This is a genomic window from Enterobacter cloacae complex sp. 2022EL-00788 (assembly GCF_026627565.1).
GTDB classification, from domain to species: Bacteria; Pseudomonadota; Gammaproteobacteria; order Enterobacterales; family Enterobacteriaceae; genus Enterobacter; species Enterobacter pasteurii.
Genome location: NZ_JAPNMC010000001.1, coordinates 340,769 through 355,415, shown reverse-complemented (window position 1 = coordinate 355,415; position 14,647 = coordinate 340,769). Strand labels below are relative to the sequence as shown.

Genomic DNA, 14,647 nt, shown 5'->3' with positions numbered 1-14,647 from the left:
AGGCTATATGGACAGATATGCGCTTTTAATGCAGGGGCTTTGAGAACCTTCGCCCCTCGCATGGTGCGAACGGCCAGGAATGTCCAGGCTAATAAAAACGCCGCGAGCTGTTTCCAGCCTGCGGCGTAAGGATCGGTGATGAAGCGTTCTGACGATCAGGCAGCCTTAACGGCTCTGATTTTCTTACCGCCATCCGCCTCTGCGTCTGTCTTATCGGCAACAGGAGCGGCATTAAGATCGGGAAGCCTGCTGGTACGCAGAATATGCTGCACGGCCTCTTTCTGCTCGGCGAGATAGAGCCCAAGGTTTTCCGCCTGCGTTTCATCCATCTGCATTCCGCTTTGCAGCAGCCAGTCGGTGAACGCTTCTGCCATGTCGAGCAGTTTGTCGTGAGCGTCAGCCTCTTTCTTACTGGCAAAAGTCATTTTCTCTTCACCTTTTCTTACGACAACGAATTTTGTTTCAACAGCCATTTTGCGCCTCCGGTACTGTAATTATATACAGTATAACAGTTCCGGCTCCGCGTTGCAGCAAAAATGTACATAGATGGCTTGCCCAAAAGGATGCGCAAGCCAGAAGCGTCTACCGGTACAGCGTTTTTTCGGCAACGGGGATGAGCAGGGTGGATTGCCAGTCTGCCAGCGTCAGCTGAGCCAGTTTACCCAGCGCGACGTAGAAAGGATGCGCCGCGTTTTCAACAAACACGGAGAGAAAACGCGTGCTCCACGGCAGCAGATGCCAGGCCAGAAGCTGGTCGCGCTCTGCGTCGCGTCCGTTTTCGGCGAGCCATGCCGCCAGCATCAGCAGCGTGCCGACGTGATCTTCCGGCTCATTCTGCTGCATCTCAAAAGCGATATTGTTTTCACGCATCCACTGGCGCAGCGCAAGGGTCGAATCGCCAAACAGCACGGACTCGCGATCCAGCCAGACGGAGCCCCACGGTGGAGCGGGTAAGGCATACGGGCCAATAAACAGACGCTGCCAGGCGTCCTTCAACGCTTCATCTGTTTGAGCCTTAAACATATCGGCGACGGGCTGCAGGCTTTCCTGCGCCAGCGGCCAGTCCTGAACCCAGTCACCTGCGATAAGGGCGCTCACCAGCGGCGCGGTCTGTTCGCTGTCCGGGGCAAAATAAAATAGCGCACCCAGTACCCGGGCGCTGAACGCGAACGATTCGCGATGTGAGAGATCATTCATTACAACATTCCTTACTTGCGCGCGGGCTGCCCCGCGCGCCTGTGTTAACCGGCAATCGCCAGTCCAGCGGTCATATGCAGACCATAGAATAGCCCACGGCCAATAAGTTCACCCAGCACCACCAGCACGAAGCCGGTGAACAGGCCGAGCGTTTTTGGTTCCTGGCGACGAATAAGAGGGCAGATCCAGCAGCCTAAACCCGCCACCAGCAGCGCGATGCGCCATACCTGAAGCGAGCCATAATCAGGCAGCAGAGCGCTGGCCTGCTGGATGGCGCTGTGGATAGTCGCCAGCGCGTTGCTTTGCAGCACGATCGCACCCACGCTGACCAGCAGCGCCAGCGCGCTGACGGAGGCGGCAAAAGTCCCTCTGAACGCGACGTTTGCGGCGCGAAGCAGCAGCGCGGCCAGCAGTGGACCAGCAAGAGCCAGCGTCAGGAAGAAGGCCAGCGTGGTATAGCCCGTGTACCAGGTCGGAACGGTATCAATCTGATAGACCCGGGTCATCGCCCAGACAAAGACGAGCCCCAGTATCTGACTGACGGCCAGCCACACTTTCCCTAAAGCAGGGGGCATTTTACCGATAACCGACACCAGCCACCAGAAACCGCCCACGGCAAAGAAAAGCGAACCAGCCGCGATTTCATTACTCAGGGCAGAAGAGCCAACCCGGTTAAGCGAGTTAAAGGCGCGCAGCGGTGAGCCAAGGTGCAGTACCGAGGCCATAAACCCAATTCCCATTACTACCCAGAGAAAAAACATGCTGCGCACGATACGTTTTTTAGCCGCATCGTCTTCTGCCCTGAGCCAGGCGAAACCCATCACGATTAACGCGCCGGCCACGCACTGCCCAAAGACCGTGAAGATTACCAGCGGCCATTCATGCCATCCACTTCCCATCTCACACCTCCTTCGGGTTTGCCAGGTAGCCGGTGGTGTCACCCGTCGGACGGCTGTTGGCGTTAGGTTTGATCACAATGCTCGGCTTCGTGAAGTGTGCAGACGGCAGCGGCGCGACCGCGGCAAGCTGGCCGTGCTTTTTGCGCAGCTCCTCAATCGGGCCGAAGTCCAGCGCGCGCAGCGGGCAGGACTCGACGCAGATCGGCTTTTTGCCGTCCGCCACGCGGCTGTGGCAGCCGTCGCACTTGGTCATGTGGCCTTTGGCGGCGTTGTACTGCGGCGCGCCGTACGGGCAGGCCATGTGGCAGTAGCGGCAGCCGATGCAGACATCCTCGTCCACCACCACAAAACCGTCGTCGCGCTTGTGCATTGCGCCGCTCGGGCAGACCTTGGTGCAGGCCGGATCTTCGCAGTGGTTGCAGGCAATCGACAGATAGTAGGCAAAGACGTTCTGATGCCAGACGCCGTTATCCTCCTGCCAGTCGCCGCCCGCGTATTCGTAAATCCGGCGGAAGCTGACGTCCGGGGTTAAGTCTTTGTAGTCCTTGCAGGCCAGCTCGCAGGTTTTGCACCCGGTGCACCGGCTGGAATCAATAAAAAATCCGTACTGGGTTGTCATCGGTTACTCCTTAGGCCTTCTCGATCTGCACCAGGTTAGTGTGCTGCGGGTTTCCTTTCGCCAGCGGTGACGGGCGGTGCGTGGTCAGCGTATTGATACAGGAACCGTGATCGACCCGATCCCCGTTCATGCTGGCGTCGTGCCAGGCGCCCTGGCCCATTGCGCTCACGCCGGGCATGATGCGCGGCGTGACTTTCGCGGCAATGCGCACTTCACCGCGGTCGTTAAACACGCGCACCATATCCCCGTTTTTAATGCCGCGTTTATCGGCATCCACGGGGTTTAGCCATACCTCCTGGCGACAGGCGGCCTGAAGCACATCCACGTTGCCGTAGCTGGAGTGTGTACGGGCTTTGAAGTGAAAACCGAACAGCTGCAGCGGGAATTTGCTGCGCTCGGGCGCATCCCAGCCTTCGAAGGTGGGGGTATAAACCGGCAGCGGGGTGATGGTTTCGTCTTTTTGCAGCTCCCAGGTTGCAGCGATATCCGCCAGCCTGCTGGAGTAGATCTCGATTTTTCCCGACGGCGTTTTCAGCGGGTTGGCGTGCGGATCGTCGCGGAATTTTTTATAGGCCACAAAGTGTCCATTCGGATCTTTGCGCTTATAGATGCCCATTTTTTTGAGCTCATCGTAGGACGGCAGCTGAGGATCTTTAGCGACCATTTTGGCGTACAGATATTGCAGCCACTGTTCCTGCGTACGGCCCTCGGTGAATTTCTGATAAATATCCGGCCCAAGGCGCTTCGCCACCTCGCTCATGATCCAGTAGATTGGCCTGCGCTCAAACTTCGGCGCGGTAACCGGCTGGAGGAAAATCAGGTAGCCCATGTTCCCGGCGTAATCGTTAGGAATGATATCTTCCTGTTCGACGGTCATCAGGTCCGGCAGGATAATATCGGCATACTTCGCCGATGAGGTCATGAAGTTATCGATAACGACGATCGTTTCGCACTTGTTCTCATCCTGCAAAATGTCGTGGGTTTTGTTGATGTCAGAGTGCTGGTTGATGATGGTGTTACCGGCGTAGTTCCAGATGAACTTGATCGGCACATCAAGCTTTTCTTTACCGCGCACCCCGTCGCGCAGGGCGGTCATCTCCGGGCCACGGGCGATGGCGTCCGTCCAGCAGAAGCAGGAGATTTGCGTTTTCACCGGGTTTTCCGGCAGCGGCATACGCTCAATGGTGATGGTGTAGGTCGATTCGCGCGCGCCGCTGTTGCCGCCGTTAATGCCAACGTTGCCGGTGAGGATCGGCAGCATGGCGATGGCGCGGGAGGTTTGCTCGCCGTTCGCCTGGCGCTGCGGCCCCCAGCCCTGACAAATATAGGCCGGCTTTGCAGAGCCGATTTCGCGGGCAAGCTTGATAATCCGATCGGCAGGAATGCCGGTAATCCGCGACGCCCACTCCGGGGTTTTCGCCGTCCGATCGTCACCCTGGCCGAGGATATAGGCCTTGTAATGGCCGTTGGCGGGCGCGCCTTCCGGCAGCGTTTTTTCGTCATAGCCAACGCAGTAGTTATCGAGGAAGGGCTGGTCGACGAGATTTTCATCAATCAATACCCACGCAATACCCGCCACCAGCGCCGCATCGGTGCCCGGACGGATCGGGATCCACTCGTCCTCGCGCCCTGCGGCGGTGTCGGTGTAGCGCGGATCGATAACGATCATGCGCGCGTTGGAGCGTTCGCGAGCCTGTTCGAGGTAGTAGGTGATCCCGCCGCCGCTCATGCGCGTTTCCGCCGGGTTATTGCCGAACATCACCACCAGCTTGCTGTTTTCGATATCCGAAGTGCTGTTGCCGTCGTTGCTGCCGTAGGTGTAGGGCATTGCGCAGGAGATTTGTGCGGTGCTGTAGGTGCCGTAGTGGCTGAGGAAGCCGCCGTAGCAGTTCATCAGGCGCGCGACCAGCGAGGCGTAAGGGGAGGAGCGGGTAATATTGCCGCCAACGATCCCGGAGGAGTAGTTAATATAGACCGCTTCATTACCGTATTTTTCGACCACGCTTTTCAGGTTCGCGGCGATGGTGTCCAGCGCCTCTTCCCAGGTGATACGCTCGAACTTGCCTTCACCGCGTTTTCCCACGCGTTTCATCGGGTAGTTCAGACGGTCAGGATGGTTAATGCGGCGGCGAATGGAGCGGCCTCGCAGACAGGCGCGAACCTGGTGGTTGCCGTAGATATCCTCACCGGTGTTATCCGTTTCGACCCAGTAAACTTCGTCGTCGCGGACGTGCAGACGCAGCGCGCAGCGGCTGCCGCAGTTCACCGAGCAGGCACCCCACACAACTTTATCTTCCGCGGGCTGGATGGCGGCCTGCACCGCAGCGGCGGCGCTTTTCAGACCAAAAGGTAACGCGATCCCACCGGCGGCAAGCGCCAGGGATCCTATGGCGGTAGATTTAACCAGAGCTCGGCGGCTGATCCCGCCGTGATGTTCAACTTCGGACATGACTCACCCCATCATTGTTAGTATTTATTTTCACCCGTGATTACAACCGGGCTAATGATGGGGGGAGTGTTACTTATTTGGAGGTATTAAATATTAATCCTCGTCAAATCAGGGGGATTGAGTGCAGAAAAATCATTGCGGCTCAGCGGGCGCACTGTCCTGCGTACCCGCGCCGCTTACCGGGTAGTTACCGCTGCTGGTGCGGGTGTACAAAATTTTGAAGGTATCGTTGGCACAATGCCCAACGACCTGCGCATCCGGCTGGTCGGCCTGATCGTTGGGGACGATATTTAGCGTAAAGCCAGACTCCGGCACGCCGTTGTTGATAATCTTCTGCTGAATGTCGCTTTTCACGCGCTCGCAGGAATCCGGGGCGGCGAGGATCGCAGGTGAAGCACTCATTAACAGCAGGGCGGTAATCCAGGGTAACTGTTTCATCTGTTGCTCCTTTTCAGTGTGTATGAGTTAATTTTAGCAGGAACCGTGTAAATAACTGTATTTGCTAATATGATTGAGAATATTGTCTTTTGACGGGTAAATGATGTGAAGAATTACGCAGCGATAACGCTACTGGCAACGGTACTGGTGGGATGCGACAACAGCAGCGCGCCGCTGTCCTTTACGCCGGAGATGGCGAGCTTTTCGAACGAGTTTGATTTCGATCCTCTGCGCGGCCCGGTGAAGGATTTCACCCAGACGCTCTTCAACGAAAAGGGTGAGGTCTCTAAACGCGTGACCGGTACGATGTCGACAGAAGGATGTTTCGATACGCTTGAGCTGCACGACCTGGAGGCCAATACGGGCGTTGCGCTGGTGCTGGACGCTAACTTCTACCTCGACGCAGAGACCCAGCAGCAGAAGGTAAAGTTACAGGGTAAATGCCAGCTGGCGGAGCTGCCCTCTGCCGGCGTGAAGTGGGACACCGACGATAACGGGTTTGTGGTTGCCGCGCACAGCAAAGAGATGGAGGTGAAGTACCGGTATGACGCCGACGGCTATCCGCTGGGTAAAACCACCGTGTCCGGCGACCAAAAGCTGGCAGTTCAGTCGACGCCGTCGAACGATCTGCGCAAGCGCCTGGATTACACGGCGGTAAGCCTGTTGAACGATAAGCCAATGGGCAGCGTGAAGCAGACCTGCGACTACGATCGCCACGATAACCCGGTGAGCTGCGAGCTGGCGATCGTCGATGACAGCGTCAAACCTGCCGTTGAGCGCAAGTACACCATCAAAAACAGTATTGAATATTACTGAAATGAAAACCGCGCAGGTTACTGCGCGGTAGGTTTAAGCAGGCTGGCGGCGGAAGATTTGTGCCCGGCCAGATGCTGATGCTGGAAAATACACATGCGGATCGTGTTACGGTACTCGCCGTTGATAAAGAACTCATGGATCAGCTCGCCCTCCACCATAAAGCCCAGCTTACGGTAGATATGGATCGCTTTTTCGTTCTCTTTATCGACGATGAGATAAAGCTTATAGAGATTCAGAACGTTAAATCCGTAATCCATCGCCAGCTTTGCCGCCCGCGACGCAAGGCCTTTCCCCTGATGTTCCGGTGAGATAATGATCTGAAACTCGGCCCGGCGGTGAACGTGGTTGATCTCAACCAGTTCAACCAGCCCGGCCTTCTCGCCTTCGCACTCCACCACAAACCGGCGCTCGCTCTGGTCATGGATGTGCTTATCGTAAAGATCCGACAGCTCAACAAACGCCTCGTAAGGCTCTTCAAACCAGTAGCGCATCACGCTGGCGTTGTTGTCGAGCTGATGGACAAAGCGTAAATCTTCGCGCTCCAGCGGGCGGAGCTTAACGTCACACAGGTTCGTCATTACGGTGCAACCGTGCGTCCAGTGCGACGATCCAGACAGCGCAGGGTGTTAGGTTCCCAGTAAGCGTTGACGTTGGCACTTTGCTGACACTTATCGCGCGCATCAAACGCGACGTCTTCTTTATCCCACTCTTTTTCCGCGCGCTTGTTCACTTTCTGACGCAGGCTGCGGGTGTCATTCCATTGTTCTTTGTCCATGGCGGCGTTCTGACGGCTTTGCGCGCTGTCACCAGACTCAATGATGAGCTTGCTGGTTTCGGCAGTCGCCGTTGCGGCAAAGGTGAACGATGACAGCGCCAGTACGGCTGTCAGACAAAGGCGTTTGCTTAATGTAGTCATAGCGTTTCCTTTAAACGGGTGCAGATAATCGGATTCCCCTTCTGGATTCTACACCAATCCAGAAGGGTGTCATACCCGCGCCGCAGGTATGGGAACGTTGAGACCATTATCGCGTATCATGCCTAAATCAATCCTCACGAAATGAAAAAAATGTTGAAAACGACGCTGCTTTTTTTCGCGACCGCGCTGTGCGAAATCATCGGATGCTTTTTGCCGTGGCTTTGGCTAAAGCGGGGCGCGCCCGCGCTGCTGCTGATTCCGGCTGGGGTGGCGCTGGCCCTTTTTGTCTGGCTTCTCACCCTGCATCCGGCCGCCAGCGGGCGGGTTTATGCCGCCTACGGCGGGGTCTACGTCTGTACCGCGCTGCTGTGGCTGCGCGTTGTCGATGGCGTCAGGCTCAGCGTATATGACTGGGCCGGAGCAGCAGTTGCCCTGTGCGGCATGCTGATCATCGTCGCTGGCTGGGGGCGCGCCTAGGCGCCCCCCATAATGTGATCGCCCGCCGATTTTACGATCATTATACTTGTATGGTAGTAGTGTAGTTGCGTAAATTTCCTGCATCACAACGAGCGATGTAAGGAAATGGATTATGAAGATTGTCGGGGCTGAAGTATTTGTAACCTGCCCGGGGCGTAACTTTGTCACCCTTAAAATCACCACCGACGACGGTATTGTCGGCTTGGGGGATGCCACGCTGAACGGACGTGAACTCTCCGTTGCCTCCTACCTGAAAGACCACCTGTGCCCTCAGCTGATAGGCCGCGATGCGCATCGCATCGAAGATATCTGGCAGTTCTTCTACAAAGGGGCTTACTGGCGCCGTGGCCCGGTCACCATGTCGGCAATCTCCGCCGTGGATATGGCCCTTTGGGACATCAAGGCGAAAGCCGCTAACATGCCGCTGTATCAGCTGTTAGGCGGGGCATCCCGTGAAGGGGTGATGGTCTACTGTCATACCACCGGCCATACCATCGACGACGTGCTGGAAGACTATGCCCGCCATAAGGAGATGGGCTTCAGGGCGATCCGCGTTCAGTGCGGCGTGCCGGGGATGAAAACCACCTACGGCATGTCCAAGGGGAAAGGGCTGGCATATGAGCCAGCGACCAAAGGGGACTGGCCGGAAGAGCAGCTGTGGTCCACTGAAAAATACCTCGACTTCACACCAAAACTGTTCGACGCGGTACGCAGCAAATTTGGTTTTAACGAACATCTGCTGCACGACATGCACCACCGCCTCACGCCAATTGAAGCCGCACGCTTCGGCAAGAGCATCGAAGAGTACCGCATGTTCTGGATGGAAGATCCTACCCCCGCAGAAAACCAGGCGTGCTTCCGCCTGATTCGCCAGCACACCGTCACCCCGATTGCCGTAGGCGAGGTGTTTAACAGCATCTGGGACTGCAAGCAGCTGATTGAAGAGCAGCTCATTGACTACATCCGCACCACTATTACCCATGCGGGCGGCATCACCGGGATGCGTCGAATTGCGGACTTTGCCTCACTCTACCAGGTACGCACCGGCTCACACGGTCCTTCGGATCTGTCGCCAGTCTGCCATGCGGCGGCGCTGCATTTCGACCTGTGGGTGCCTAACTTTGGCGTGCAGGAGTACATGGGCTACTCGGAGCAGATGCTGGAAGTCTTCCCGCACAGCTGGCGTTTTGATAACGGCTATATGCATCCGGGCGATAAGCCAGGGCTGGGCATTGAGTTTGACGAAAAGCTGGCGGCGAAATACCCGTACGATCCGGCCTATCTGCCGGTGGCCCGTCTGGAAGATGGCACCCTCTGGAACTGGTAAACGAGGAGCGAATAATGAAAAGCGTAGTCATCCAACAGCCAAATTCGCTGGTGATTGAAGAACGTTCCCTCCCGCTGCCGGGCGCTGATGAAGTCCGCGTCAAAATTAAGCTCGCCGGGATCTGTGGTTCAGACAGCCATATCTATCGGGGGCATAACCCGTTTGCGAAATACCCGCGCGTGATTGGTCACGAGTTCTTTGGCGTGATAGACGCCGTAGGCGAGGGCGTGGAGAACAGCCGTCTGGGCCAGCGCGTTTCCGTTGATCCGGTGATCAGCTGCGGGCACTGCTACCCCTGTTCTGTGGGTAAACCGAACGTTTGCACCTCGCTGGTGGTGCTGGGCGTGCATCGCGACGGTGGCTTCAGCGAATACGCCGTCGTACCGGCTAAAAATGCGTGGCGCATTCCGGATGCGATATCTGACAAACATGCCGTCATGGTGGAGCCGTTCACCATTGCCGCCAACGTGACGGGGCAGGCAAAACCAACCGAACAGGACGTGGCTCTGATCTACGGCGCAGGTCCGATGGGGCTCGTCACCGTGCAGGCGCTGAAGGGCGTTTATAAGGTGAAGCAGGTCATCGTGGTCGATCGTATTGACGAGCGGCTGGCGATGGCGCAGCGCAGCGGTGCGGACTGGGTAATCAACAACGGCGAGCAGGCGTTACCGGCCGCGCTGGACGAAAAAGGTATCAAGCCGACGTTAATCATTGATGCCGCGTGTCATCCGACCATTTTGCAGGAGGCGATCGCGCTGGCTTCACCGGCCGCGCGCATCGTGCTGATGGGCTTCTCCAGCGACCCGAGCCAGATCGTGCAGCAGGGGATCACCGGCAAAGAGCTGTCGATTTTCTCTTCGCGCCTGAACGCCAACAAGTTCCCGGTCGTCATTGACTGGCTGGAAAAGGGGCTGATCGACCCTGAAAAACTGATCACCCATACCTTTGACTATCACCACGTTACGGACGCAATCGAGCTGTTTGAAAAAGACCAGCGGCGGTGCTGCAAGGTCTTGCTCACGTTCGACCAATAACAATTCATGCGGTTAAGAGCCTGCGAAGACAGGCTCTAAGTGGTACGCATCTTACCTTTCAGAGATAGCCATCATGACTCATGTACAACCTCAAAGAACGACGTCGGATCTGGTGAAAGCCGCCGTATCCGGCTGGCTGGGCACCGCCCTGGAGTTTATGGATTTTCAGCTTTACTCCCTTGGCGCCGCGCTGGTATTCCATGAAATTTTCTTCCCTGAACAGTCCGCCGCCATGGCGCTGATCCTGGCGATGGGCACCTATGGCGCGGGCTATATCGCGCGCATCGTCGGAGCGTTTATCTTCGGCAGAATGGGGGACAGGATTGGCCGTAAAAAGGTGCTGTTTATCACCATCACCATGATGGGGATCTGCACCACCCTGATTGGCGTATTGCCGACCTACGCGCAGATCGGGATTTTTGCGCCGGTGCTGCTGGTGACGCTGCGTATTATTCAGGGGCTGGGCGCGGGGGCAGAAATCTCCGGCGCGGGTACCATGCTGGCGGAGTACGCGCCGAAGGGTAAACGCGGCATCATCTCCTCGCTGGTGGCAATGGGCACCAACTGCGGGACGCTGAGCGCCACGGCGATCTGGGCCGTGATGTTCTTTGCCCTCGACCGCGAAGCGCTCGTCGCCTGGGGCTGGCGCGTGCCGTTCCTCGCCAGCGTGGTGGTGATGATTTTTGCCATCTGGCTGCGTATGAATCTGAAAGAGAGTCCGGTGTTTGAGAAGGTTAACGACGCCGAAACCGTTGCGCCGGTCGCCGTGCAGGATACCTCATTAGGCGCGATGTTTAAGAGCAAATCCTTCTGGCTGGCGACGGGGCTGCGCTTTGGTCAGGCGGGGAACTCAGGTCTGATCCAGACCTTCCTGGCCGGGTATCTGGTGCAGACGCTGTTATTTGATAAGGCGATCCCAACCGATGCGCTGATGATCAGCTCGATTCTCGGCTTCCTCTCCATCCCGCTGCTGGGCTGGCTGTCCGATAAGGTGGGGCGTCGCCTGCCTTATATCATCCTTAACATTTCAGCCATCATTCTGGCTTACCCGATGCTGTCGATTATCGTCGACAAGAGCTACGCGCCGGGCGTGATCATGCTCTCTATCATCGTTATCCATAACTTCGCGGTGCTCGGGCTGTTTGCGCTGGAAAACATCACCATGGCGGAGATGTTTGGTTCGCGAAACCGCTTTACCCGCATGGCGATTTCGAAAGAGGCGGGCGGCCTGGTAGCCGTAGGCTTTGGTCCGGTGCTGGCGGGGATCTTCTGCAACATGACCGGGTCCTGGTGGCCGATCGTTGTCATGCTGGTGGCGTACTCGCTGATTGGGTTAATTTCTGCTTTGATGATGCCAGAAGTCCGCGACCGCGATTTAAGCCTGGCGGAAGACGCGGCTGATCCCCTGCGTCAGAACGCTGCCGCCGCGGAGCAGCAGAAATATGGAGCCCTGTCATGAGCTTCATTAACGATAACTTTATGATTGGCAATGCCAGAGGCGTCGAGCTCTATCGTGACGTCGCAAAAGCGCTGCCCATTATTGACTATCACTGCCACCTGGACGCGAAAGATATCTTCGAAAATAAAAACCTCGAGAATATTACCGAACTCTGGCTGGCAGGCGATCACTATAAATGGCGCGCCATGCGCGCCAACGGTATTGACGAAAAATACATTACGGGCAATGCCCCGGCGGAGGAGAAATTTGCGGCGTGGGCCGAAACGATCGAAGCGAGCTATGGCAATCCGCTTTATCACTGGACGCATTTAGAGCTTCATCACTATTTTTCCTGTGACGAACCGCTGGGTAGCCATAACTGGCGTGAAATAATGGAACACTGTAATCGGCTATTACAACAGCCTGATTTTACGCCGCGGGAACTTATTAAGCGCTCAAGAGTAGAGGTTATTTGCACCACGGACGCGCCGCTTGATGATTTACGTTACCATCAGCTGTTGCGTGATGACGCGACGTTCCGCGTGAAGGTATTACCGACCTTCCGCCCGGACGATGTTTTTTCACCAGACGCACGGCAGTTTGCTGCCTTTGTCGATCGGTTAGGAGAGAAGACCGGGGCGGCAATCCAGACCTTCGACGATTTTGCCAGAGGGATGAGCCAGCGTATTGCTTGGTTCCACGACATGGGATGCCGAATTTCCGATCACGGCCCCGTGGAGATCCCTTTTCAGGCAGCGGATGAAGGCCAGGTTGAATCCGTATTTGCCCGAAAACGCCGGGGCGAAAATCTGGACGCCCGTGATAACGCGATTCTCGACAGCGCCATTTTTATTATGCTGGCGCGTTATTACAGGCAGCACGGCTGGGCAATGCAGATACACTTCGGTGCGATTCGCAACAATAATTCCCGCATGTACCGTTCTCTTGGCAGTAATACCGGTTTTGACTCGCTGACCGACCAGTCGAATCTTGCGGCCAACCTCAACCAGCTTCTGGATGCCATGGCGCAGGCTGAGGCCTTGCCCAAAACCATCCTGTATAACCTCAACGCCAGCTATAACGATATCGTCGCGACGACTATCGCCAACTTTCAGTCTGCGGAGTTGGGCGTTAAATCCCCGATACAGTTTGGCTCCGGGTGGTGGTTTAACGACACCCGACGCGGAATGGAAAACCAGCTGAACAGCCTTGCGGATCAGGGGCTGCTAATGAATTTTGTCGGTATGCTGACCGATTCGCGCAGTCTGGTTTCGTATACCCGCCACGATTATTTCCGCCGCATTTTGTGCAATCTCATCGGTGGCTGGGTGGAGCGCGGGGAGGTTCCGGATAATAACGCCATCCTCACGAAGATGGTTAAAAATATTTGCCACGATAATGCTGAAAACTATTTCAGATTTTAAATTCTACTCACTGAGTGGGGATGAAACATGTCTCGGACTGCAAAAAAAATTACCATTCCGGTTAGTATCGGCTACGGGCTAACGGATATTATGGGCGGCGGTGCATTTACCGTTATCGGCGCCTGGCTATTATTTTTCTATACAACGTTTGTCGGGCTATCTCCGGTTGAAGCGGCGTCTATTGTCGCCATCGCGCGTATTGTCGATGCTGTAGTAAGTTTGTTTATGGGGAGCTTCACGGACCATTTTTACAAAAACTATTTTGGTAAAAAATTTGGCCGTCGGCGCTTCTTTTTGCTCATCGGCGCACCGCTAATGCTGGTCTACGCGCTGCTGTGGCTTGACGGCATGACATACGGCTTTTATCTCGCGGTCTATCTGGCATTTGAAATTATTGCCGCAATGGTGCTGATCCCCTGGGAAACGTTACCATCAGAAATGACGAAAGACTTTAACCAGCGGACCAAGCTCTCTACCTGCCGCATGTTTCTTTCGGCATCGGGGACGTTTCTGGCGACATTCATTCCCGGATTGCTGATTGGCTATTTCGGGGAAAACAGCGCCCATGCCTATCTCATTAACGGCGTTATTTTTGCCGTCCTGTTCATGGTGTGCGTATTTATCTCGTGGAAAGTGACCTGGGAGCGCGAGCTGACGCCGGAAATGCTCGCCGGGCTTGAAAAAAGCAGGCACCCGCAAACGGCACTGGAGAAGCTGGTCGCCTTTGGCCGACTTTTTAAGGAGTATGGCTCAACCCTGAAAATCCGGGCCTTCAGAAAACATCTCGCCATCTATCTGCTGTCGTTTACCGGCAAAGACGTTTACAACACCGTGTTTGTCTTTTTCTGCGTCTACTGTCTGCATGTCTCATCCTCGCTGGCCGGCACGCTGCTGTCGATGAGCATCGTGGGGCTGCCCGTCACGCTAATCGCAGGCGTAGGGATCATCAAATATGGGCCATCGAAGCTGTACGTATTTGCCTATTCACTGATGTTGCTTTGTCTGGGTGGCTTCTTTGCCGTGTACCAGATCCCCGCGCTGAATACCGTCGCGACGCTGGTCATTCTGGCCGGAGTGTATCAGGTGGGGCGCTGCGTGCTTGAATTTACGCCGTGGAACGTGTTTCCGTTCATTCCGGATATCGATGAGATGGTGAGCCGTCAGCGTCGTGAGGGGCTGTTTGCCGCGGTAATGACCTTCTCCCGGAAAACCACGGTCGCCATCGCCACCTTTATCGTGGGCCTTCTGCTACAAAGCGGCGGCTTTGTTAAAGGGAGCCTGACGCAGCCAGCGGAAGCCATCCACACCATCGCAATGCTTATGTTCATCGGTACCGCTGGTCTGCTCATTCTGGCCCTGTGGCAGGCCCTGACGTTCAACCTGAACAAGCGTACGCACAAAATCTTTGTGGATGAGCTCGATCGTCTGAAGGCAAACGGGTCTCCTCAGCGCGTATCCACCGAGGCTCGCCGGGTCGTGGAAGATTTAACAGGCTATCCCTACGACAGGTTGTGGCGCGAGCCGACTGTCCGGCCTGGCGAAGAGCCGGTGCGCACCTCGGTATGATTTTGGTTTATATCTTTTGCCAGATGTCACACAACTTGATTTTTATA

Annotated in this window: 15 protein-coding genes; 7 read left to right on the top strand and 8 right to left on the bottom strand. The window is 56.0% G+C overall.

The window, feature by feature from the left end; genetic code table 11:
* Window positions 1–155 precede the first annotated feature (155 nt).
* The 6 genes from OWK27_RS01650 to OWK27_RS01625 form a co-directional block, all read right to left on the bottom strand.
* Window positions 156–473, bottom strand: coding sequence for a YebG family protein (locus OWK27_RS01650; protein WP_176610453.1), 318 nt, complete (start codon window positions 471–473; stop codon window positions 156–158).
* A gap of 109 nt (window positions 474–582) precedes the next feature.
* The gene (gene dmsD, locus OWK27_RS01645; protein ID WP_148418768.1) at window positions 583–1,197 is read right to left on the bottom strand and encodes a Tat proofreading chaperone DmsD; all 615 of its coding nucleotides are present in this window, start codon (window positions 1,195–1,197) and stop codon (window positions 583–585) included.
* A 44-nt stretch (window positions 1,198–1,241) separates the two neighbouring features.
* Window positions 1,242–2,096, bottom strand: coding sequence for a dimethyl sulfoxide reductase anchor subunit family protein (locus OWK27_RS01640; protein ID WP_267589668.1), 855 nt, complete (start codon window positions 2,094–2,096; stop codon window positions 1,242–1,244).
* Between the two features lies 1 nt (window position 2,097).
* Window positions 2,098–2,715 (bottom strand): DMSO/selenate family reductase complex B subunit, encoded by a 618-nt coding sequence (locus OWK27_RS01635; protein ID WP_017384545.1) that lies wholly within the window; start codon window positions 2,713–2,715, stop codon window positions 2,098–2,100.
* 10 nt (window positions 2,716–2,725) lie between these two features.
* On the bottom strand, window positions 2,726–5,164 hold the full coding sequence (ynfE, locus tag OWK27_RS01630) for a selenate/tellurate reductase subunit YnfE (protein WP_267589667.1): 2,439 nt from the start codon (window positions 5,162–5,164) through the stop codon (window positions 2,726–2,728).
* 132 nt (window positions 5,165–5,296) lie between these two features.
* Window positions 5,297–5,602 carry a DUF1161 domain-containing protein gene (locus OWK27_RS01625; protein WP_148421070.1) on the bottom strand — a complete coding sequence of 102 codons (306 nt, stop codon included), beginning with the start codon at window positions 5,600–5,602 and terminating at the stop codon, window positions 5,297–5,299.
* Window positions 5,603–5,707: 105 nt separating this feature from the next.
* Between OWK27_RS01625 and OWK27_RS01620 the strand changes: the two genes are divergently transcribed.
* Window positions 5,708–6,418, top strand: coding sequence for a YnfC family lipoprotein (locus tag OWK27_RS01620; RefSeq protein ID WP_267589666.1), 711 nt, complete (start codon window positions 5,708–5,710; stop codon window positions 6,416–6,418).
* Between the two features lie 17 nt (window positions 6,419–6,435).
* Here OWK27_RS01620 and speG read toward each other — a convergent pair whose 3' ends face one another.
* Together speG and OWK27_RS01610 are read right to left on the bottom strand one after the other, a co-directional pair.
* Complete coding sequence (speG, locus tag OWK27_RS01615; RefSeq protein WP_148421074.1) at window positions 6,436–6,996, bottom strand: spermidine N1-acetyltransferase; 561 nt, start codon at window positions 6,994–6,996, stop codon at window positions 6,436–6,438.
* Window positions 6,996–7,334: a DUF1283 family protein gene (locus OWK27_RS01610; protein WP_148421076.1), complete on the bottom strand. Its 339-nt coding sequence runs from the start codon at window positions 7,332–7,334 to the stop codon at window positions 6,996–6,998. Before OWK27_RS01610 ends, speG begins: the two co-directional genes overlap by 1 nt.
* 150 nt (window positions 7,335–7,484) lie before the next feature.
* Between OWK27_RS01610 and OWK27_RS01605 the strand changes: the two genes are divergently transcribed.
* From OWK27_RS01605 to OWK27_RS01580, 6 genes are all read left to right on the top strand, one after another.
* Window positions 7,485–7,811, top strand: coding sequence for a YnfA family protein (locus tag OWK27_RS01605; protein WP_148421078.1), 327 nt, complete (start codon window positions 7,485–7,487; stop codon window positions 7,809–7,811).
* 112 nt (window positions 7,812–7,923) lie between these two features.
* On the top strand, window positions 7,924–9,138 hold the full coding sequence (gene rspA, locus OWK27_RS01600; RefSeq protein ID WP_148421080.1) for a starvation-sensing protein RspA: 1,215 nt from the start codon (window positions 7,924–7,926) through the stop codon (window positions 9,136–9,138).
* 14 nt (window positions 9,139–9,152) lie between these two features.
* Window positions 9,153–10,172, top strand: coding sequence for a Zn-dependent oxidoreductase (locus tag OWK27_RS01595; protein WP_267589665.1), 1,020 nt, complete (start codon window positions 9,153–9,155; stop codon window positions 10,170–10,172).
* 73 nt (window positions 10,173–10,245) lie between these two features.
* Window positions 10,246–11,631, top strand: a complete 1,386-nt coding sequence (locus OWK27_RS01590; RefSeq protein ID WP_148421084.1) for an MFS transporter — start codon at window positions 10,246–10,248, stop codon at window positions 11,629–11,631.
* Complete coding sequence (uxaC, locus tag OWK27_RS01585; RefSeq protein ID WP_148421086.1) at window positions 11,628–13,034, top strand: glucuronate isomerase; 1,407 nt, start codon at window positions 11,628–11,630, stop codon at window positions 13,032–13,034. The genes OWK27_RS01590 and uxaC overlap by 4 nt, the downstream gene beginning before the upstream one ends.
* 27 nt (window positions 13,035–13,061) lie before the next feature.
* Entirely contained in the window at window positions 13,062–14,600 is a 1,539-nt protein-coding gene (locus OWK27_RS01580) for an MFS transporter (RefSeq protein WP_148421088.1), read from the top strand.
* The last annotated feature ends 47 nt before the right edge of the window (window positions 14,601–14,647 follow it).